Below are 19880 nucleotides of genomic sequence, written 5' to 3'. Positions count from 1 at the left end.
GCCCTCTGTTAACTACCGGGGATTTTATTCTTTGTCCAGCGGTGCCATGCTGACGGAAGAGAGGTAGTTGAGCAGCGCAATATCGTTCTCGACACCCAACTTCATCATCGCCGATTTCTTCTGGCTACTGATGGTTTTGATGCTGCGATTGAGCTTCTTGGCGATCTCGGTCACCAGGAAACCTTCGGCGAACAGGCGCAGTACTTCGCTCTCTTTTGGTGACAGACGCTTGTCACCGTAACCACTGGCGCTGATCCTCTCCAACAGTTTGGAAACGCTTTCCGGCGTGAATTTCTTGCCTTTTTGCAATGCGGCCAGCGCTTTCGGCAGGTCGGTTGGCGCACCCTGTTTCAGTACTATGCCTTCGATATCCAGATCCAACACGGCGCTGAGAATGGCCGGGTTGTTGTTCATGGTCAGAACGATGATCGACAACTGCGGATAATGGCGTTTGATGTATTTGATCAGCGTAATGCCGTCGCCATACTTATCACCCGGCATCGAAAGGTCGGTGATCAGGACGTTTGCATCCAGTTTGGACAGATTGTTGATCAGTGCTGTTGAGTCTTCAAACTCCCCAACGACATTCACCCATTCAATTTGCTCAAGTGACTTCCGGATGCCAAACAGTACGATAGGATGGTCATCAGCAATAATTACGTTCAGGTTATTCATGTTGTTGGCTACCTTGCTGCAGCAGTCTACTGACGAAAAAATCAATCTGACTGATGTTATTCTCGATCTTGAGCGCATCACCGTCTGCGATGTGCTGTTCTAACGATTCACACAGTTGCTTGCCGGGAAGCAGATTTAACATGGCAAACACGCCTTTCAGGCGGTGTGCTGTCTGTGACAGAGCATTGAAATCACTGCTGCCCGCCTCAGTATACAGTTTTTTGACATCGTCGGGTACTGTATCAATAAATAGGCCATAGTAATCACTTGATTTCAATTGTTTTTCATAGAGTTGGATGTCATCTGCGGTCAGTGATAATGCACTTTCCTGCTGTTCCAACGCGGCCATTTGCTGCTCAATCAGCATCAATACGGCGTCGATCATGGCACCACTCAGGTTATAGTTTACCCGAATATACCGTTTTTCAAGCTGTTGCCATCCGGCCTCATCGCTGGTCAGCAGCAGGGTATAATCATCAGCTCTTTGCGGGTTATCGGTCAACAATACGTCGTAGTCGCGATTAATCTGACGTTCGTCAGCAACGATGCAGCTCGCGCCATAGGCATGTAGCAGGCGGGTGACAATGCTCCGTATTTCCTCAGAAGTAATGTCCAGCAATGCGGTCACACCGTCGAGCAATTTTTCTTGCGCTTCCGCCTCTTTTTTCTCCATCTCCATAGGCACGCGGATGGTGTAGCGGGTACCGATGTCTATCTTGCTGCGGATATCCAACTGGCCGTTAAGCTTTTTGCACAGTTGATTACACAGGAAGAAGGTGAGACCGGAGCCATGATCAAAGCGATCCACCAGCGTTTGGCTGAGGAACGGGTAATTCAGGTTGCTGATTTCTTCGTTGGAAATGCCCGAACCGGTGTCATTGATATGGAATACCAGGCGATCGGGGTGATCCGGTTCATGATCGACAACCAGCGAAATCTTGCCACAGGCAGTAGTGATAATGGCGTAATGCACCAGCAGTGAGATCACCTTGCGCAGTGCATTGGCATCGCCGATATATTGCTGTTCAACGTCAAGATGGAAATGGTTGAACAGCGACAGGCCTTTTTGATTGATGGACGGCAAGGCTTCCTGCAGCAATTCATCTATCAGGGTCGATGGGCTGAAGGGATGACGCGAAGGCTGCCAGTCCTGGGTTTCCAACCGGGTGAGCAGGGTGATATTTTCAATCAGCCCCAACACCGTTGACGATTGAACCGCCAGTTGCTTTTGCAGCGCTTGCTGTTGTTCCTCATCCGCTTGTGTGCGCAGACGATCGACCAAATCGTGCATTTGCCGGACCGGTTGATTCAGCTCAATGCCCAGATTATGCAACATCAGTTTGCGTGCCTGTACGTTCTTGTCGTACTCGCGCTGTGCCTGCTGCAAACGTTTATTGACCATCACTTCCTTGTCCTGATCGTTAAGCAGGAACAGGTAGGTTTCCGGCGACAGCTGGCTGCGGAAGATGCGGATCTCATACACTTCATTGTTTACCGTTGCCTGAATCACGCCGTGATGCTGTTCGGCCATGTGGGCGATTTTCTGCAGGCTGAGGTGCGGCAGCAGGTGCTGGGCAATCTTGTTACTGGCTATTACCGTATTGCTGGCGAAATTGTACACCAGCAGGCCTGAAGGCAGGCTGGCGATGATTTCCTGATTCAGTGCTCGTTCGGCTTCCAGCTCAACCGCCATGTTTTCGCTCGGGCGGATATATTGGCGACGGATAAAGTAAATGCCCACCAATGACAGCGCCAACAGCAACAGATTAATGGCGATCAGCCAGATATTGTTTCGCAGCAGATCAATTGCCAGGCTGATAGCCGAGACGCGGTAAACCACTTTCAGTGGCGCATTAGGCAACGGGGCGCTGAACTCCACCCAACTACCGCTCATCGAAATACCGGTGCTGGTTGTGGCATCCAACGGCAAGGTACCGTCGTCCATGCTGCTATCGTCAGGCTGCAGCATAAAGTTGGACCGTGCCATATTAATGGGGATGATGTCGTTAATCGGCAAATCGAAGGCGATCACCGTAGCCAAATGCCCCGGTTGGTTAAAAGTGGTGCGGATAGAAAACGAATAGGTGTTCTGGAAGCGCTGTTTGCGTAAGGCAGAGAAGCTTTCACGCTCATCGAGCATATTGGCCTGTTGCAGCATTTCGGCCCGGCGATCCTCTGCCGAGGTCGTCAGATAGCTTTCCTTGAACCTAGAGGCCAGCTCTTTTAACGGCTGGGTGGTGATTAGGCTCAGGCTGTTATCCTGACCGTTGAGGTAATACATGGCGTAATTTTCAGTCTTGGCCCCCCAGCGGGTATCCAGATAGTCTGAAATATTGGCGATCATCGCCAGGGTGCCTTCTTCATGACTGCCAAAAATAACCGCGTCGGTTTTTTTATGCGGTTTCTCCAGGTAGTAAATGTCCGGGCGCAGTCGGGTTTCCTGCAGGCTGGGATCGACATTCAATGAAGGTGCATTACCGAACTTGTCGTAAATCTGATAGGTGACGTAACGGTAGTTGTCGATGCGCTTTTGCAGGCCGTTGGCGATGCTGTTCAGGGCGTATTTTTTTTCCGCCAGCCAGGCGTTGGTATAGTTGTAGCCGTACAGGCCGATAGCAATCGTCAGCAGCACGGAAAACAGCAGGAAGCAGCGAGTAATATTGCTTGAGCTGATGGTCAGTTGTTTATTTTGCATAGTTGACTGCGCATTCCTGAATCAACGGGTTATCGCCCGGGCGCTGGCGGTAACCACCAGGAGTAAAACTGCAACGCAGGCAAATGCCGCCGTCAGGCTGGAGAACTGAGCGATAAAGCCAATCAGCGCCGGTCCGGCGAGGATGCCGGCGTAGCCGACGGTGGTCACTGAGGCGATGGCCAGATTGGCCGGCATATCCTGCTGGTTGCCGGCAGCACTGAACAGGATCGGTACCACGTTGGAAGCGCCGAGGCCCACCAGCATGAAACCAATCAGCGAAACCATGGCGTTGTTGAAGATAATAGCCAGACTCAGGCCAATGGCCGCACACAGGCTACCCAGTAACAACACCTTATATCTGCCCAGCGTATTCACCACCCGATCGCCGTTTAGTCGCCCAAGGGTCATGGTGATGGAGAACAGCGCATAGCCCAATCCGGCCTGGCTGTGGTCAACGCCTCGCAGGGTGGTGAGAAACAGGGCGCTCCAGTCGAGCATCGAGCCTTCTGCCAGGAACATAATGAAGCACAGGATGCCAATGAACATCACCCAACCGCGTGGCAGCACAAACATCGGGCCACCTTCGTCACCGCCGCTTTCACGCAGCAAATTGCGACTGGCCAGCATCAGCAATGCGGCAATGGTCAATACGGCGACCCATGTTGCCAGCAAAGGAGACAGCCCCAGCCACAGCATCACACTAACACCGCCGGCACCGGCAATGCCGCCAACGCTGAAGAAACCGTGAAAACCGGACATCATTGCCTTGCCGCTGGCGCGCTCGACCACTACCGCCTGTATGTTCATCGCCACATCGATCATGCCGATTGCCGCACCAAACAACAGCAGGGCCAGTGCCATACCGGTGGTGGTGTCCATCAGGACCAGCAGGGGTAAATCAATACACAGTGCCAGCCCGGCCAGCAGGATCACCGGGCGACAGCCCAACCTGCCGGTCAGGAAGCCGGTAAGCGGCATCGCCAACATCGAACCTGCGCCAATACACAGCAGCAGCAGACCCAGGGAGCCGTCATCAATGCCGATACGCGCTTTGGCGAAAGGGACCAGGGGAGCCCAGGCAGCCATGCCGAAGCCGGCGACAAAAAAGGCCAAACGCGTTGCGATCTGTGCCGGGACGCCGGGTTTCTGCTGTTCATTACACAAGGTGGATGTCATGTGGGAATCAGGATCTATTGTGGAAATGCGGGCTGAAAGTTATGGAGTGTTTTTATCACAATCCGCGATCCGGGTCGAAAGGATTTGCGCTCGCTCGCGCTTCTGGTCACAAGGCAATGACCTGAGCAAGGGATTCTGGATATTTTTCCAGACTATCAAAATAGAAGGGACGACCAATATTGCCACACCGAACAGAATGTCGGCCCAGGCAGCAGTAACTTAAGCAATAAAATGCTTTTCTAATTAATGCGTTCGATCTGCAGACTGATATCGGTTAATAAATTAGCAATTAGTGCGGAAATCAATTATTGAGATAATATCGTGGCGTGATTATTTTTTGGCAAAAAGTGCGCATTATGGTGAATGGTGGGGAAGCTTTCAGGCAATAAAAAACCGGCCAGAAGCCGGTCGAAGTGTACAAAAATTATCTTACAGATAATGAAGGTAATAATGAAAATAATGATGATAGCGGGATTATTATAACGTCAGCGTTATGAGAATATTTTGGCACAATGTGCTTATTGAGCGTGACTTTTGTATGGCTGTCTTTTTTTTCTTAAAGTTTTGTATAACCGCATGATTTTATATCTATAAATGTATTTTTTGTCATTGCGTGCCTTATTTTATCTGTCTGTAATGTTTTGTGGAAGTTCGCGCAAATTTACATTTTGAAACCTTTATTAATCATAGTGAAACACTATCGGATACTTGGTATCATTTTCTTTCTGGATTAATATAACCCTTGTTACCAGAATGGTAATGCACAGTCGTGCTAATAATGCTCAAAAGGGCAGTGGCCATAGCTCGACATAATTAATGAGGATAATAACGATGAAACTTCGAGTACTCTCCCTGATAGTACCCGCACTGCTGGTTGCAGGCACAGCAGGCGCGGCGGAAATCTACAACAAAGACGGTAATAAACTGGATTTGTTCGGTAAAATCGATGGTCTTCACTATTTTTCCGATGATAAAGGTTCTGATGGCGACCAGTCTTATATGCGTTTTGGCCTGCGTGGCGAAACACAAATCAGTGACCAACTGACCGGCTACGGTGAGTGGGAATATCAGGCAAACCTCAACCATGCGGAAAGCCAGGACAACAAAAACTTCACCCGTGTTGGCTTTGCAGGTTTGAAATTCGGCGATTACGGTTCATTGGATTACGGCCGTAACTACGGCGTGCTGTACGACATCGGCGCATGGACCGACGTGCTGCCAGAGTTCGGTGGCGATACCTACGGTGCGGACAACTTCATGTTCCAGCGTACCAACGGCGTGCTGACTTACCGTAACTCAGACTTCTTTGGTCTGGTTGACGGCCTGAACTTTGCTCTGCAATACCAGGGCAAAAACGACAGCGCTACCGAATCCAACAACGGTCGTGACGTGTTGGCGCAGAACGGTGACGGTTACGGCATGTCCGCGTCTTACGATCTGGGCTACGGTATCAGCGCTGCAGCGGCGTACTTCTCTTCCGACCGTACCAACGATCAGAACGGCAATAACAACGCCGGCATTCTGGGCCGTGGTGACAAGGCAGAGGCTTACAGCGGCGGTCTGAAATATGACGCCAACAACGTTTACCTGGCAGCGATGTATACTCAGTCTTACAACGCAACCCGTTTCGGCAGCAGCAACAGCAGCACTTACGGTTACGCCAACAAAGCGCAAAACATGGAAATCGTTGCCCAGTACCAGTTCGATTTCGGTCTGCGTCCTTCCGTGGCTTACCTGCAGTCTAAAGGCAAAGACATCGAACGCGGTTACGGCGATCAGGATCTGATGAAGTATGTTGATGTGGGCGCGACCTACTACTTCAACAAAAACATGTCTACCTACGTTGATTACAAAATCAACCTGATGGACGAGAGTGATTTCACCAAGTCTGCCGGTATCAACACCGACGACGTGGTTGCCGTGGGCCTGGTTTACCAGTTCTAAGCAACAGAGTGTGAATCTGATCACGCGGCCTTCGGGCCGCGTTTTTTTTGCCTGCGGTTTGGCACAAATTGGCATTTTCGCGGCACGGATTGCCATTCTGATGTGCCGGGGTTTAACTAAACTTTCGCCGTATATACCCGTCATCTTTCAAGTTGCAGCGTTGTTACCTGCACTTGCTCACCCCAGTTACTTACTAAAGTAAGCGCCTGGGGATGAGCAAGCTGGCCGCCTAGCTGCAACTTGAAAGCTATAGGGTATAGAGAAATCCGGAGGTGAATATGGAGCTCAAGATAGATCGGGTGATTGAAACGGTGCTGTACGTCAAGGATATCGAGCGGGCCGCGGCTTTTTACCAGCAGGTATTAAAACTGCCGGTGATGGTGGCCAATGAGCGTTTTCGCGCCTATGACGTGAGCCAGCAAAGCGTCTTGCTGCTGTTTATTGAAGGTGACTCGGTCAAAGGAGCACATTACCCGGAAGGCTATATCCCCCCGCATGATGGCAGCGGACCGTTGCATATCGGGCTGGCCGTCACGAAAGAACAGCTGCCGTATTGGGAACAGCATCTGGCGGCACATGGCATAGAGATAGAAGGGCGCATGAGCTGGGAGCACGGTGGCGAGAGTATTTATTTCCGCGATCCCGATAATCATCTGCTCGAACTGGTAACTCCGGGGATTTGGGCCAATTACTGATGCTTCCAGGCGGCAGCCAGTGTCTTCAGCATTTCACTTAGCAGCAGCAGCGCGTTCTGGGCTTGCTGCTCAATTTGTACCTTGACGATGGCTCCGTCGATCAGCATCGACAGCATCTCCGCTCGCTGTTCCCGCTCAGGGCTTGTGGGCAGGTGGCTGGCAATGACTTCGGCCATCTGCTTCTTATGCCGGCGTGCGATTTTTAGGCTCTCCGGTAACATATCCGCCAGCTCCACCGCCGTATTGATAAAAGCACAGCCGCGGTAATGCGGGCTGCTGAACCATTCCTCAAGGCAGGGCACCAAAGCGAGCATCACATCTCCTCGTCGGGTGGCATGCTGCTCCAAAGACCGACTGAACCAGCTCAGCCACTGATCATGACGGTAGGCAAGAAACGCCTCAATCAGCTCATTTTTACTGGGGAAATGACGATAAAACGTGACCTTGGCTACGCCTGACTCGCTGATGATGCGATCAATGCCGGTCGCGCGTATGCCATCGCGGTAAAACAAATCATGCGCTGTCAGCAGGATGCGCTGACGTGGTGGCAAAGTGTTGGGGGCAACAGACATTAAAACATCTCCTGAAATATCGTTTGGAATGATTGTAGACAAGTCTGTCTACATGCGCTAGCTTAATTGTGTAGACAGTTCTGTCTACCTAATGACAACCCAGCAGAGGTGAGCTATGAGCATTAAACCCCCGTTACCGCCGTTTACCCGAGAGTCGGCGATTGAGAAAGTCCGTCTGGCGGAAGATGCCTGGAACAGCCGCGATCCTGAACGCGTCTCGCAGGTCTATTCCGTTGATACCCACTGGCGTAACCGGGCGGAGTTTGTTGATGGTCGCGAGGCCGTTTGCGCATTCTTGCAGCGTAAATGGGCGAAAGAGCTGGAGTATCGGCTGATTAAGGAGTTATGGGCGTTTGATGGGGCGCGTATTGCGGTGCGTTTTGCCTATGAATGGTGTGATGATTCGGGCAACTGGTACCGTAGTTTTGGCAACGAGAATTGGGAGTTTAACCCGGACGGTCTGATGATCAACAGACACGCCTGCATCAACGATATGCCGATCCGCGAGCAGGATCGGCAGTTCCATTGGCCGCTTGGCCGTCGTCCGGATGATATTGCGGCACTGAGTGAATTTGGCTTCTGATTGTCGTTACTGATAATAAGGCCGCAGTTCCGCATGAAGCGCGGAAATAAGACGCTTTTTCCACTCAACTTCTCCCTGCCGATAGTGTGAAAACAGATGGCCAATTGCCAGGTTGTCCAGGATGGGCAGGGTGAATAACCCTCGTTTATCGGGTTGTGCACTGAACCAGGGCTGCGGAACCACCGCCATCAGCGGGGCCGCCCGCAGCACTGGTGGCAACTGGGCATAATCGGCACAGCTGAGCTGGATCCTGCGTTGTAAACCCTGGCGTTCTAACTGACGATCCAGCTCATTTTCCGCCTGTGGCCAAGGGTGACAGTAATAGTGCGCATAGTTTGCCAGTTCGCTGAAGGCCAGAGCGCTCTTGTGCTGCAACCTCTGCTGCAAGGGGGCTCCATATACTGCGACCAGGCGAGTGCTGCCAATCAGTGCATAACGCAGTGCGCTGGTACGCTGTTGATGATCGCCCACTGCGATCACCATATCGATGCTGCCTTCCAGCAGATCGTTCCGCCATGAGCGCCGCTCAAAGTTCTGACAACGGATATCCACATTGGCGAGTGTGCTTTTCTGTGCCAGCAGCGGCAGCAATATCGGATGCAGTGCCGGCGGTGCAACCAGGTTGAAATGTCGTGGTGCGTCCTGCAAATGGCCGAACAGTTCACTGTCCAGCGAAGAGAACAATGGCGTTAGTTTCTCTTTAAGCGACAGGGCAAACAGCGTCGGCACCTGGCGATGCCCCTCCCGACGAAATAAAGGCTCATTGAGCACTTCACGCAGGCGGGCCAATGCATGGCTGACGGCCGAAGTGCTGATGCCCAACTTGTCCGCCGTTTTCTGGCTGGAGCCGGTGCTGGTCAACAGATAGAGCACTTTCAGCAGGTTCATGTCCATTTGCAGGATGTTCATTAACGGCCTTCTTAATTGAATACGTTTCAATATTGGGCTGAGTATACTTCAGCCCCGTTTACCTCCATAGAATTGGAACATGAAAAAAAACCTTGGTTATCTGACGGCTATGACGGTTGCTCTGTGTTTCGGCGCTCAGGCGCAGCTTAATCCGGCACAGCCGTTGTCCAGTGCGCCGCCTTATTCGCTTTTTGAACAGTGGGCGCAGCCGGTCGCGCCATTTCAGATGTTCCCGCATGTTTATTACGTGGGCACCCGCAACCTATCGTCCGTGCTGCTGAGCACGCCGGAAGGACTGATTCTGATCGACGCCGCGCTGGACGCCAGCGCTCCGGCGATAAGAGCGCACATAGAGGCTTTGGGTTTTAACATCAAGGATCTACGCTATATCCTCAATAGCCACGCGCGTCTCGATCAGGCGGGTGGCATTGCGCGTCTGCAAGCCTGGAGCGGGGCAAAAGTTGTCGCCAGCGCTGCCAATGCCCAACAGTTGGCGCTTGGCGGCAAACAGGATTTTGCTCTGGGAGATGCGCTGAGCTTCCCGCCGGTGAAGGTCGATATTATCGTCGGGGAGGGGGACAGCATTACCCTGGGCGACCTGAAATTAACGGCATTGATGACGCCAGGCCATTTGCCGGGGGCCACCTCGTGGCTGACCACGCTACATCAGGGAGGGCAAAGTTACCGACTGGTCTATGCCGACAGCCTGGCAACGCCGGACTACTATCTGATCGACAACAAAAACTACCCCAGTCTGGTGCAGGATATCCGTGGCAGTTTTGCTCGGTTGGCTCAGCAGCAGGCGGATATTTTTATCGCCAATAAGGGAACGCGCTTCGATCTGGATAATAAAATGAAACGCCTGCAGGCCGGCGATCTGGATGCCTTTGTTGATCGTCAGGGGTTGCAGCAATATGTGCAACAGTCACAACAGACATTTGAGGCGCAGTTAAAACAGCAACAAAGTAAAATGTGAATTGCGCTGGTTGGCTACCGTGGCCTGCTGAGGATATTGGCGCGAACCGCACCTATCGACAAAGTGAAATTTGTAGAAAAGCCTTCTCTCTTCTAGACTTAGAGGACAATAGACGTACTCAAAGAGGACAAACCATGACGAATAAGCTGGTTTTAGCCATTTGCACTGCAGCGACTTTCACCCTTCTTGCCGGTTGTACGGCTTATGACAGGGCCGCCAGTTATGTTCAGGAGCCTGTGGTCAGTGATGTAAAAGTAGGAATGACCAAACAGCAGGTACGAGCCATTGCAGGTCCACCGTCAACTACAGCTACTCTGGTTCATGCTCAGGGTACCTGCGACACCTACGCGGTGGCGCCACGTGACGGGAAAGTACAAACCTATTTTGTCAGCTACAGCGATACAGGTCATGTGATGAACAAAGGTTATCAGACTTGTTCAGACTACGACTCCCAGCCTAAATAACGGCTGTTATGTTGAGCAATCTGGCCCCGCTTCAGCGGGGTTTTTCATTTTTTAACCGCCAGTGGCATGAAGTTTAACCAAACGCACTTTTTCCTGCTTTTTTTTGCATGAAACGATAGACATTTCATAACGGTAGCGCTAATATCTGCGCCCATTGGAAGGATGGCCGAGTGGTTTAAGGCAACGGTCTTGAAAACCGTCGAGTGTAACAGCTCCCAGAGTTCGAATCTCTGTCCTTCCGCCAAATTTAGCCGGCTTAGCTCAGTAGGTAGAGCAACTGACTTGTAATCAGTAGGTCACCAGTTCGACTCCGGTAGCCGGCACCATACAGTTGTACAGACGGTTAATCCCGTCTACGAACCCCAGCAATCTTAATGATCGCTGGGGTTTTTCGTTTTCCGCCCGCGCCGACCGGGTCCTTAAAGGGCATTGTCAGGCGCAAGATGTTAATCTGCATAAATTGCAACCGGAGGTAGTTATGGGCAGCGGCTTCGAAGATTCAAAAGCTTTGTATATCGGCATATGTACAGTGATAGGCGATGCGGTTTTGGTGTTAATTAATGAAGAACGCGCCACGGAAAAGGCCGATATCATTGATGTGTTGAAAACGGCAATCACCAGAGAAGGCAGGGATGTCAGTCTGGATGAGGCTCGTATCCTGGCCGTTGAATGGCTGGAGCGTTAAGCGCTAAAAGCCTATGCTCGCCGGTATTTTCACGAAAAGTGACAGTTTGTTGAAAGACAGTGAGCCATGAATAAGATATAACCAGATAGCGAAAAGATAAGGAGTGTTGGATGAAAAGGGCATTGTTTCTTTTGGTTATTTTAACCCTATCTGGGTGTACAGGCTCTTTGGGCTCAATATTGGGTGTTATTCCGCAAAGTTCCGACGTTTGCCCCCAGGGGAAAAACTCAATCACGGGTGAATGCCGAGTTTAATCATAAAAAAACCAACCGCTAAAGGTTGGTTTTTAAAGGGATTATTGGTCGGCATGAGAGGATTCGAACCTCCGACCCCCGACACCCCATGACGGTGCGCTACCAAGCTGCGCTACATGCCGACGCTGTGACAAATTATACTACCCGTTCCCAATCTCAAATCAAGAGTGCCCCTAACTGACTGATTGTATTTTAAGCAGTTAGTTGGCGATAAAGCGTTTCACATCGGTCAACACCTGCAACAGCAGGGCCAGCTGCGGCTTCTCGTCTTTGATCTCTTTGTCGTTCTTATCGTATGCACGGTAGTTACCGCTGCTATCCAATACCAAAGTTTGCGTAGGAGTGGTGATCACTAACAGGCTGTTGTCGCCGGTCGCGACCCAGTTATTCCTGCGCTGGGCGGTAAACAGATCTTCACCCTGCGAATAATCATTAGGGTTGGTTTTCACGTGTAGCAAACGCTGCATCAGCGTACGCATCACGTCGTTATGACCGGTCAGTTTACTGATGGTCTGTGCCGGGGTGCCCGGCCAGTGGATAACCAAGGGGACCTGCAACTGTTGCTGGTTGAAACTGGTACCCGCACCCCAGTAGCCTTTGCCGGTGTCATTAAATTCAACGCCGTGCTCTGCGGTTATCACCACTACGGTTTTATCCAGAACACCACGTTCTTTCAGCGTGCTGAGCACCTGAGCAATTTGCGCATCTACATCCTGCGCACCTGCGCGGTAGCGCTGAATAAAATCGGCCGGGGCTGGTGTTTTCTCATTGGCCCCAGGTTCAGTACCACGGTAATTGATATAGGAGAACCACGGACCGTTACTGTTTTGGTCAGCCAGCCAGCGTTGCCATTGTTGCGTGGTCGCCGCATCATTTTGCTGTTTTGCTGCCGGCAGCGTGAAGTCGGTCAACAGGGCCTGGCGATACAGGCTGGCGTTAAAACCGTCAGACGAGAACAAACCAAACTGATAACCCTGGGCGCTGAGAGCACTGACCAGAGCGGAAGGTTTGCGCGCGGCAAGAACGCTGTCCAGATAGGTAGGCGAAATACCGTAGAACAGGCCAAACAGGCCGGTATCCGCATGATTACCGGAACTGTAGTGATCGCTGAAGCGAACATTTTCCTGCGCGAAACGGGTCAGGGCAGGCATATCCTGTTTCATATCCTGCTCGCGAACGCCGTCCACCACGATCATCAGCAGGTTATAGCCGCTGCCTTTGTCGCTGTAGCTAAGATCGTTCAGCGGATATTCCACCGCAACGGCTTCGGGATTCCCTTGCTGCACCAGGCGGCGTTCATATTCCTGCGAATCGAGCAGGCCGTGTTTTTCAAGGAATTTACGTGCGGTCATCGGGTACGACAACGGCAGGTTGGCCCGCTGCATGGTGATCGGACGGTAGAAGTTGGCGTCGGCCCAGATATAAATCAGGTGCGAGGCGAAAAAGGCACTGATGAACAGTGCGGCCAGCGGCTTGCCGAATCGTTGACGGTTCAGACTGCGCAGCTTTTGCCAGCTCCAGGTACCAAACAGCATCTCCACCAGGAAGATAACCGGCACGCAAATGAACATCAGCTGCCAGTCGCGCGCCAGTTCACTTTGATCCGGGTTGATCACCAGTTCCCACACCACCGGGTTAAGGTGAAGATGGAAATGCGTGAACACTTCACTGTCTACCAGCAATAGCGTTAACCCGGCGGTAGCCAGGGCGGCGGAAATAAATCGCAACAGCCGCTGCGACATCACCACAAAGGTGAGCGGGAAAATTACCAGCAAGTAGCCGGCGAAAACGATAAAGCTGAAATGCCCCAGCAGGCTGACCAGCGCATAAACCCGACCCAACAGGGAAGAGGGCCAGTCGGTGACAAACAGGTAGCGGCTACCCAGCCCGAGGGCAAGCAGGATATTGAATAAGGCGAACCAGTGCCCCCAGCTAATCATCTGGGAGACTTTTTCACGATAACGCTGACGGTTTGTCACCATAATTAATTATTAATGCGCTTTATCTTCACGAATAGAAGCTTGCAGAGCTTCTGCAAACGATTTTGCCAATGTTTTCCGCTGCGCGGGAGCCACACTGGTATTGATCAGATTAGTTACCATGTTGCCCAGCACCATCAGAGAAAGATCGGTGGGAGTATGGTGTTTTTCCAGAACATTAACCAGCTCGGAGAGCAGCTGTTCAACGTGTTCGTCACTGTAACGGGATGATTGTGGCATAAAAATTGCGCTCAAAGCCTGACAAAGTCCCATATCTTACCGTATAGGACAGTGATTTTCCGCTCTTTTATCGATTCCCTTTCTCTTTCAAACCGCAGCGTAGCGGGGCTCCCTTTACGGGGGCTGGGCAACTCTCGTTGTGTCACCTGAAATCCATCGGTTCTGTCAGCCATTTACGACCTGAATGGGCGCTGGAAATTTATTGATGTCTGGTGATGAGATCACTGCTTTAAAGTTGCAGCACGGTAGCCTTCAGTGTTTGAATACGCGCCTAAAGAACAGGAGGATTTACCATGAGTCTGGATATCGACCAGATCGCTCTGCACCAGTTGGTCAAACGCGACGAACAAACGCTGGATGTGGTGCTGCGCGATTCTCTGCTGCCCACCAATGCGGCGGTGGAAGAGATGATGGAAGAGCTGCATCGTGTCTATAGTGCCAAGAGCAAGGCTTACGGCCTGTTCAATGAAGGCAGTGAGCTGGCGGACGCGCTGCGTACCTGCCGCAAGGAAGATAAGGACTTTCTGGCATTCAGCCGTGCGGCGACTGGTCGCCTGCGCGATGAGCTGGCCAAGTATCCCTTTGCCGAAGGCGGCGTGGTGCTGTTTGGTCAGTACCGCTACCTGGCGGTGGAGTATTTGCTGATTGCGGTGCTGAACAGCCGCAACAGTTCGCGCGTTAACGAAGAGCTGGATATCAATACCACTCATTATCTGGATATCAACCACGCCGATATCGTGGCACGCATCGATCTGACCGAGTGGGAAACCAATCCGGAGTCGACCCGTTACCTGACTTTCCTGAAAGGGCGGGTGGGCCGCAAGGTGTCCGATTTCTTTATGGATTTCCTGGCGGCGGCCGAAGGTCTGGATACCAAGGCGCAAAACCGGGGCTTGCTGCAGGCGGTTGACGATTACTGCGCCGATGCCCAACTGGACAAGAATGAGCGCCAGTCGGTACGTCAGCAGGTTTACAGCTATTGCAACGAACAGCTGCAGGCCGGTGAAGAAATTGAACTGCAGGAACTGTCGAAAGAGATTGCGCCCGTAGGCGAGAAAGATTTTCTGCAGTTTTCCAGCGAACAGGGTTATCAACTGGAAGACAGTTTCCCGGCCGATCGTGGCACGCTGCGTCAGTTGACCAAGTTTGCCGGCAGCGGTGGTGGCATCAGCATGAACTTTGATGCCATGCTGTTGGGGGAGCGAATTTTCTGGGATGCGGCTACCGATACGCTAACCATCAAAGGGACGCCACCGAACCTGCGTGACCAGTTACAACGTCGCCAGAACAGCGGCAACAAGTAATTTCACCGGATCGCAGACAATAAAAAACGCCGCAATTGCGGCGTTTTCTACTTCGGCGTCCCGAAAGGTTCGATTTCGTTGCGATTAAACGCGACGGAAGTCGATGTGAGCCAGTTTCGGCTTGAACGGGTGACGCTGTACAGCCTGAACTTTCACTTTGGTTTCTTTACCGTCGATAACCAGAGTTACTGCTTCGCTGTAGAATTCTGGTTTGGATTCCATGTTCTTAACAGAATCATGGTCCAGTTCGATGGAAACTGGAGCTTCTTCGCCACCGTAAACGATAGCTGGGAATTTGTTGGCAATACGCAGGCGGCGGCTCGCACCCTTACCCTGGTCTTTACGTACTTCTACATTGATAGTGAACATTGTTTTTTCTCTTAAAAGAAAATTTACCCTGCTACAGGCGACCCAGTAGCAAGTTCGATAACCTGCTTTAGCACCGGGCGAACCCAGGCAAAGCGGGCGGCAGTTTAACGGAAAGCCGTCCGCAGGGCAATGGAAACCTGCCCGATTTGCCGGCTGTCAGGATCAAGACAGCTCGTTGGCACGGCGGAAGCGGCCTTGATAATCGAACACTTTTTCCCGTATCTGCCAGAACTGCCCGCGTTTGCGTGCCACTACAAAATCCGGATGGCGCAAGGCCGCTTGCTGGGCCAGCACGTCGGCAGCGGTTTGCCAGGCAAAAGGGACTCCTGGCGCACGCTGATGCGGGCGCAGGAACAGCATTTCGAAGGCTTTGCGCTGCGCCGGGGTCTGTAGCCGGAAACGTTCACTGGTGCTGGTGCCGTCTTCGTCGTAATAAGTGGCTTTCAGCCACTCGCCTTTTTCATCACGGCCGCTTTGCAGCTCCATGCCGCCACAGCGCAATACCAAAGCGTCTTTCAACTTCAGCGCCGCCTTTAGCATATCGTCAGGATCGACCAAGACTTCCTGACACTGATGACAGCGGCGGGCGGCAATGTCATTCTCAGCGCCGCAATGCGGGCAAATCTTGAAGCGGAAGCGGTAATCGCACTGCTCGCGATGGCCTTCATCATCCTCCAGCCAGCCCTGACAACGGCGACCATAGTGTTCGATGATATCGCCGTTCTCGGTGCATTTGCCCCAAAACAGGTTGGCGAAGCCGCAGCCGGGGCAGAACACCTGTACCGGCTGACTGTCGCCGTGTGGCTTACTGACCCCGACCTCTGGGGTAAACAGGTCGTGCGGGTTACCGGCGTAGTCGAGGATCAGGCAATCTTCCTTGCCGGGGGCCAGCCGCAGCCCACGCCCGACGATTTGCTGATACAGGCTGACGGATTCGGTTGGGCGCAGAATAGCGATCAGATCGACATGCGGTGCATCAAAACCGGTGGTCAGCACCGCCACGTTGACCAGGTAGCGCAATTGCTGTTGTTTGAAAGCCTCAATCAGCGCATCGCGTTCGGCAGCGGGCGTTTCGGCGCTGACCAGCGCGGCTTCTCTGGGCGGCAGCAGGCCGTGAATTTCACGGGCGTGCTCAACGGTGGAGGCGAAAATCATCACTCCCTTACGCGTTTCGGCATATTCAACGATCTGGCTGATGATGTGCGGCGTAATGCGATTTTGCTGCTTCAGCTCACGGTTCAGGTCGACCTCACTGAACAGGCCGTTGCTTCTGGCCTCCAGACGGCTGAAATCATACTGCACAATAGGCATATCCAGCCTTTCCGGCGGCACCAGGAAGCCGTTTTTGATCATGTAGCGCAGCGGCAGTTCATAGATGCAGTCACGAAACAGACTGTTGGCATCGCCACGGGTAAAACCGTGATAGTGATACTGATAAATCCAGCCTTTGCCCAGCCGGTAGGGCGTGGCGGTCAGGCCCAGCAGCCGCAACTGCGGATTGGTTTTTTGCAGATGCTGAATAATCTGCTGGTACTGGCTGTCGTCATCGTCGCTGATGCGGTGGCATTCGTCGATAATCAACAGTGAAAACGCACCGTCAAACAATGGCAGGTTACGCGCCACGGATTGTACGCTGCCGAATACCACCTTGCCGGCGCTGTCTTTTTGCTGCAGTCCGGCGGCAAAGATATCGGCTTCCAACCCGTAGGCGCGGTATTTGGCGTGGTTTTGCGCCACCAGTTCTTTCACATGAGCCAGCACCAATACCCGGCCACGCGCGCGCTTCGCCAACTCGGCGATCACCAGGCTTTTACCGGCCCCGGTCGGCAGCACGATCAGCGCCGGTTGTGGGTGCTGACGGAAATGTTTGATGGTGGCTTCGACCGCTTCCAGTTGGTAGGGGCGTAGAGTAAAGGCCATAAATTAACGCCGTGGGTTGAGAAGGGCCGTCAGGAACAGGTTTTGTAACATCTGATCCCACAAAAACAGTGACATTTTACTCCCCTGACGGCTAAAAAATTTCTATTATTATGCCTTCTGAGCGCCGATGGTGCGAGAAGCGTGGAAATTACCTCTGTCAGGGGGCCGTTTCCACCGCTATACTTGCGTGACAGTAATCGCTGTTTCCCCCTCTTCGAACCTGCCCTGTTGCACCTGTTGCAACGGTGGGTGTCATATTTTAGCAATACGATCAATGCGATCATAACAACGACAGGCAAAGCAGATTCAATGCGACTGGACAAGTTTTTATCTCAGCAGTTAGGTGTTAGCCGTGCGCTGGTAGCGCGTGAACTTCGGGCAAAACGCGTCACCGTAGACGGTGAAGTGGTGAAGAGCGGGGCACTGAAACTGACTCCGGAGCAGGAGGTGACGTTTGACGGCAACCCACTGCAACGCCAAAACGGCCCGCGCTATTTTATGCTCAATAAACCGCAGGGTTACGTTTGCTCCACGGACGATCCCGATCATCCGACGGTGCTGTATTTCCTCGATGAGCCGGTGGCCTACAAGCTGCACGCCGCCGGTCGCCTGGATATCGATACCACCGGCCTGGTGCTGATGACCGACGACGGCCAATGGTCGCACCGCATCACTTCACCCAAGCATCACTGTGAGAAAACCTATCTGGTGACGCTGGAGCATCCGCTGGCGGAAGATACCGCGCAGCAATTTGCCGAAGGCGTGCAGCTGCATAACGAAAAAGATCTGACCCGACCTGCGCAACTGGAACAAATTGAAGACAAGCTGGTACGCCTGACCATCAGCGAAGGGCGTTATCACCAGGTGAAACGCATGTTCGCAGCGGTCGGCAACCGGGTTCTCGAGCTGCACCGCGAACGTATTGGTGCCATCGTGATGGATGAGGATCTGGCAGAAGGCGAATACCGTCCGCTGACAGAAGAAGAAATCGCCAGCGTTGGTGCTCCGCACCTGCAAGATTAATTCATTACAAGACTACGGCTGATGAAGGAGTCGTCGAACGTGTTACAGAACCGGTCATCTCACCTCGGTTTGATTTTTATTCTGGGCCTGCTTTCCATGCTGATGCCGCTGGCTATCGACATGTACCTGCCCAGTATGCCGGTGATTGCCAAACAGTTCGGCGTCGAGTCGGGCAGCGTGCAGATGACGCTCAGCGCCTATATGCTCGGCTTTGCCCTGGGGCAGTTGTTCTACGGGCCGATGTCGGACAGCATTGGCCGCAAGCCGGTGATCCTGTGGGGAACGCTGATCTTCGCTATTGCCGGTGGTGCCTGTGCGATGGCGCAGTCGATTGACCAATTGATCAATCTGCGTTTCCTGCATGGGCTGTCGGCGGCGGCGGCCAGCGTAGTGATTAATGCCCTGATGCGCGATATGTTCACCAAGGACGAGTTCTCGCGCATGATGTCGTTTGTCATCCTGGTGATGACCATTGCGCCCTTGCTGGCACCGATGATTGGTGGCGCGCTGCTGCTGTGGTTCAGTTGGCATGCGATTTTCTGGACCATGGGCGGCGCTGCGCTGATCGGTTCATTGCTGGTAGCGTTCTTTATTAAAGAGACGCTGCCGAAAGAGCGGCGGCAAAAATTCCATCTGCGTACCACGCTGGGTAACTTCGCTTCCTTGTTCCGCCATAAGCGCGTGTTGAGCTATATGCTGGCCAGCGCCTTCTCCTTCGCCGGTATGTTCTCGTTCCTCAGCGCCGGGCCGTTCGTGTATATCGAACTGAATCATGTTTCACCGCAGCACTTTGGTTACTATTTTGCGCTGAATATTGTTTTCCTGTTCCTGACCACGCTGGTTAACAGTCGTAATGTACGGCGGTTGGGCGCGATCAAAATGTTCCGTCTGGGGCTGTTTGTGCAGTTGGCGATGGGGCTGTGGTTACTGGCAGTGAGCGCTATTGGCCTGGGGTTCTGGGCGTTGGTGTTGGGCGTGGCCGTTTATCTGGGGTGTATCGCCATGATTTCCTCAAACGCCATGGCCGTGATCCTGGACGACTTCCCGCATATGGCAGGTACGGCATCCTCTCTGGCAGGTACCTTGCGTTTCAGCATCGGTGCGTTGGTGGGGGCGATACTGGCAATGGCGCCCGGCAAAAGTGCCTGGCCGATGGTTTCCTCAATGGTGCTGTGTAGCATTGTTGCGGTGTTGTTCTATCTGTATGCCAGTCGGCCACGACAAAAATCCTCGTCTGATACCCCCTAGTCTTTTCTTCCTGATCCAGGCTCAGCGTGATGTTGGGCCTGGGTGAAGTATCCCCTCCGGCCCAAGCCCGCTCTGAAACCCAATGGCAATGAAGACTTTGTTGCTAAACATAAGTGCGCTAATTAAATCCCCTGCGCACTATCTGTATTCTTTTTGTTAAAAAAATGCT

The 19880-nt window shown here is 52.6% G+C and carries 18 protein-coding genes and 3 tRNA genes; 11 read left to right on the top strand and 10 right to left on the bottom strand.

Annotation, left to right across the window (positions count from 1 at the left end; translation table 11 throughout):
• Positions 1 to 24 precede the first annotated feature (24 nt).
• Genes rcsB through ACSOSI_RS17520 form a run of 3 tightly spaced genes read right to left on the bottom strand, consistent with a single transcriptional unit; the run spans position 25 to position 4546 of the window.
• Positions 25 to 675, bottom strand: a complete 651-nt coding sequence (rcsB, locus tag ACSOSI_RS17530) for a response regulator transcription factor RcsB (RefSeq protein WP_004947156.1) — start codon at positions 673 to 675, stop codon at positions 25 to 27.
• The gene (gene rcsD, locus ACSOSI_RS17525) at positions 668 to 3370 is read right to left on the bottom strand and encodes a phosphotransferase RcsD (RefSeq protein WP_476705875.1); all 2703 of its coding nucleotides are present in this window, start codon (positions 3368 to 3370) and stop codon (positions 668 to 670) included. Before rcsD ends, rcsB begins: the two co-directional genes overlap by 8 nt.
• 21 nt (positions 3371 to 3391) lie before the next feature.
• On the bottom strand, positions 3392 to 4546 hold the full coding sequence (locus ACSOSI_RS17520; protein WP_115184173.1) for an MFS transporter: 1155 nt from the start codon (positions 4544 to 4546) through the stop codon (positions 3392 to 3394).
• An 831-nt stretch (positions 4547 to 5377) separates the two neighbouring features.
• Here ACSOSI_RS17520 and ACSOSI_RS17515 point away from each other — a divergent pair.
• Both ACSOSI_RS17515 and ACSOSI_RS17510 read left to right on the top strand, forming a co-directional pair.
• The gene (locus tag ACSOSI_RS17515; protein ID WP_261413428.1) at positions 5378 to 6490 is read left to right on the top strand and encodes a porin OmpC; all 1113 of its coding nucleotides are present in this window, start codon (positions 5378 to 5380) and stop codon (positions 6488 to 6490) included.
• A gap of 278 nt (positions 6491 to 6768) precedes the next feature.
• Positions 6769 to 7185 (top strand): VOC family protein, encoded by a 417-nt coding sequence (locus tag ACSOSI_RS17510; RefSeq protein WP_476705874.1) that lies wholly within the window; start codon positions 6769 to 6771, stop codon positions 7183 to 7185.
• Here the strand turns inward: ACSOSI_RS17510 and ACSOSI_RS17505 are convergent.
• Positions 7179 to 7757, bottom strand: coding sequence for a TetR/AcrR family transcriptional regulator (locus tag ACSOSI_RS17505; protein WP_411226895.1), 579 nt, complete (start codon positions 7755 to 7757; stop codon positions 7179 to 7181). The genes ACSOSI_RS17510 and ACSOSI_RS17505 overlap by 7 nt on opposite strands.
• 115 nt (positions 7758 to 7872) lie before the next feature.
• On the opposite strand from ACSOSI_RS17505, the gene ACSOSI_RS17500 reads away from it, so the two are divergent.
• Entirely contained in the window at positions 7873 to 8340 is a 468-nt protein-coding gene (locus tag ACSOSI_RS17500) for a nuclear transport factor 2 family protein (RefSeq protein ID WP_476705873.1), read from the top strand.
• 6 nt (positions 8341 to 8346) lie between these two features.
• Here ACSOSI_RS17500 and ACSOSI_RS17495 read toward each other — a convergent pair whose 3' ends face one another.
• Positions 8347 to 9249 (bottom strand): LysR family transcriptional regulator, encoded by a 903-nt coding sequence (locus ACSOSI_RS17495; protein WP_476705872.1) that lies wholly within the window; start codon positions 9247 to 9249, stop codon positions 8347 to 8349.
• A 79-nt stretch (positions 9250 to 9328) separates the two neighbouring features.
• Here ACSOSI_RS17495 and blaSPR point away from each other — a divergent pair, with 79 nt between their 5' ends.
• The 5 genes from blaSPR to ACSOSI_RS17470 all read left to right on the top strand — a co-directional run bounded on the left by blaSPR (position 9329) and on the right by ACSOSI_RS17470 (position 11374).
• The gene (gene blaSPR, locus ACSOSI_RS17490; protein ID WP_476705871.1) at positions 9329 to 10225 is read left to right on the top strand and encodes an SPR family subclass B3 metallo-beta-lactamase; all 897 of its coding nucleotides are present in this window, start codon (positions 9329 to 9331) and stop codon (positions 10223 to 10225) included.
• A gap of 134 nt (positions 10226 to 10359) precedes the next feature.
• Positions 10360 to 10689, top strand: coding sequence for an osmotically-inducible lipoprotein OsmE (osmE, locus tag ACSOSI_RS17485; RefSeq protein WP_012145974.1), 330 nt, complete (start codon positions 10360 to 10362; stop codon positions 10687 to 10689).
• A 156-nt stretch (positions 10690 to 10845) separates the two neighbouring features.
• Positions 10846 to 10933, top strand: a tRNA-Ser gene (locus ACSOSI_RS17480).
• A 6-nt stretch (positions 10934 to 10939) separates the two neighbouring features.
• A tRNA-Thr gene (locus ACSOSI_RS17475) sits at positions 10940 to 11015 on the top strand.
• Between the two features lie 152 nt (positions 11016 to 11167).
• Positions 11168 to 11374, top strand: a complete 207-nt coding sequence (locus tag ACSOSI_RS17470; RefSeq protein WP_017893457.1) for a DUF2767 family protein — start codon at positions 11168 to 11170, stop codon at positions 11372 to 11374.
• Positions 11375 to 11673: 299 nt separating this feature from the next.
• Here the strand turns inward: ACSOSI_RS17470 and ACSOSI_RS17465 are convergent.
• The 3 genes from ACSOSI_RS17465 to ACSOSI_RS17455 all read right to left on the bottom strand — a co-directional run bounded on the left by ACSOSI_RS17465 (position 11674) and on the right by ACSOSI_RS17455 (position 13847).
• Positions 11674 to 11750: transfer RNA gene (locus ACSOSI_RS17465), tRNA-Pro, on the bottom strand.
• A 78-nt stretch (positions 11751 to 11828) separates the two neighbouring features.
• Positions 11829 to 13610 carry an LPS biosynthesis-modulating metalloenzyme YejM gene (gene yejM, locus ACSOSI_RS17460; RefSeq protein ID WP_476705870.1) on the bottom strand — a complete coding sequence of 594 codons (1782 nt, stop codon included), beginning with the start codon at positions 13608 to 13610 and terminating at the stop codon, positions 11829 to 11831.
• Between the two features lie 9 nt (positions 13611 to 13619).
• Positions 13620 to 13847 (bottom strand): YejL family protein, encoded by a 228-nt coding sequence (locus ACSOSI_RS17455; protein WP_017893455.1) that lies wholly within the window; start codon positions 13845 to 13847, stop codon positions 13620 to 13622.
• Positions 13848 to 14140: 293 nt separating this feature from the next.
• Between ACSOSI_RS17455 and yejK the strand changes: the two genes are divergently transcribed.
• Positions 14141 to 15151 (top strand): nucleoid-associated protein YejK, encoded by a 1011-nt coding sequence (gene yejK / locus ACSOSI_RS17450; protein WP_476705869.1) that lies wholly within the window; start codon positions 14141 to 14143, stop codon positions 15149 to 15151.
• A gap of 84 nt (positions 15152 to 15235) precedes the next feature.
• Here the strand turns inward: yejK and rplY are convergent, their stop codons facing one another.
• Both rplY and radD read right to left on the bottom strand, forming a co-directional pair.
• The gene (rplY, locus tag ACSOSI_RS17445; protein ID WP_012145970.1) at positions 15236 to 15520 is read right to left on the bottom strand and encodes a 50S ribosomal protein L25; all 285 of its coding nucleotides are present in this window, start codon (positions 15518 to 15520) and stop codon (positions 15236 to 15238) included.
• Between the two features lie 162 nt (positions 15521 to 15682).
• A complete protein-coding gene (gene radD / locus ACSOSI_RS17440; protein ID WP_476705868.1) occupies positions 15683 to 17440 on the bottom strand; it encodes a DNA repair helicase RadD in 1758 nt (585 codons plus the stop codon).
• A gap of 309 nt (positions 17441 to 17749) precedes the next feature.
• Between radD and rsuA the strand changes: the two genes are divergently transcribed.
• Both rsuA and ACSOSI_RS17430 read left to right on the top strand, forming a co-directional pair.
• Positions 17750 to 18463: a 16S rRNA pseudouridine(516) synthase RsuA gene (gene rsuA, locus ACSOSI_RS17435; RefSeq protein ID WP_017893452.1), complete on the top strand. Its 714-nt coding sequence runs from the start codon at positions 17750 to 17752 to the stop codon at positions 18461 to 18463.
• A 39-nt stretch (positions 18464 to 18502) separates the two neighbouring features.
• Entirely contained in the window at positions 18503 to 19711 is a 1209-nt protein-coding gene (locus ACSOSI_RS17430) for a Bcr/CflA family multidrug efflux MFS transporter (protein ID WP_476705867.1), read from the top strand.
• Positions 19712 to 19880 lie beyond the last annotated feature (169 nt).

The sequence above is a fragment of the Serratia sp. AR11 genome, from assembly GCF_056376275.1.
Note: the sequence above shows the minus strand (reverse complement) of the source record. Positions and strands in the feature narration are given on the sequence as shown.

Coding starts and splice junctions, on each gene's coding strand:
- rcsB (WP_004947156.1), bottom strand. CDS start 675: ATGAATAACCTGAACGTAATTATTGCTGATGACCATCCTATCGTACTG.
- osmE (WP_012145974.1), top strand. CDS start 10,360: ATGACGAATAAGCTGGTTTTAGCCATTTGCACTGCAGCGACTTTCACC.
- ACSOSI_RS17505 (WP_411226895.1), bottom strand. CDS start 7,757: ATGTCTGTTGCCCCCAACACTTTGCCACCACGTCAGCGCATCCTGCTG.
- ACSOSI_RS17500 (WP_476705873.1), top strand. CDS start 7,873: ATGAGCATTAAACCCCCGTTACCGCCGTTTACCCGAGAGTCGGCGATT.
- ACSOSI_RS17510 (WP_476705874.1), top strand. CDS start 6,769: ATGGAGCTCAAGATAGATCGGGTGATTGAAACGGTGCTGTACGTCAAG.
- ACSOSI_RS17455 (WP_017893455.1), bottom strand. CDS start 13,847: ATGCCACAATCATCCCGTTACAGTGACGAACACGTTGAACAGCTGCTC.
- rsuA (WP_017893452.1), top strand. CDS start 17,750: ATGCGACTGGACAAGTTTTTATCTCAGCAGTTAGGTGTTAGCCGTGCG.
- ACSOSI_RS17470 (WP_017893457.1), top strand. CDS start 11,168: ATGGGCAGCGGCTTCGAAGATTCAAAAGCTTTGTATATCGGCATATGT.
- ACSOSI_RS17520 (WP_115184173.1), bottom strand. CDS start 4,546: ATGACATCCACCTTGTGTAATGAACAGCAGAAACCCGGCGTCCCGGCA.
- rcsD (WP_476705875.1), bottom strand. CDS start 3,370: ATGCAAAATAAACAACTGACCATCAGCTCAAGCAATATTACTCGCTGC.
- blaSPR (WP_476705871.1), top strand. CDS start 9,329: ATGAAAAAAAACCTTGGTTATCTGACGGCTATGACGGTTGCTCTGTGT.
- radD (WP_476705868.1), bottom strand. CDS start 17,440: ATGGCCTTTACTCTACGCCCCTACCAACTGGAAGCGGTCGAAGCCACC.
- ACSOSI_RS17515 (WP_261413428.1), top strand. CDS start 5,378: ATGAAACTTCGAGTACTCTCCCTGATAGTACCCGCACTGCTGGTTGCA.
- yejK (WP_476705869.1), top strand. CDS start 14,141: ATGAGTCTGGATATCGACCAGATCGCTCTGCACCAGTTGGTCAAACGC.
- ACSOSI_RS17495 (WP_476705872.1), bottom strand. CDS start 9,249: ATGAACATCCTGCAAATGGACATGAACCTGCTGAAAGTGCTCTATCTG.
- yejM (WP_476705870.1), bottom strand. CDS start 13,610: ATGGTGACAAACCGTCAGCGTTATCGTGAAAAAGTCTCCCAGATGATT.
- rplY (WP_012145970.1), bottom strand. CDS start 15,520: ATGTTCACTATCAATGTAGAAGTACGTAAAGACCAGGGTAAGGGTGCG.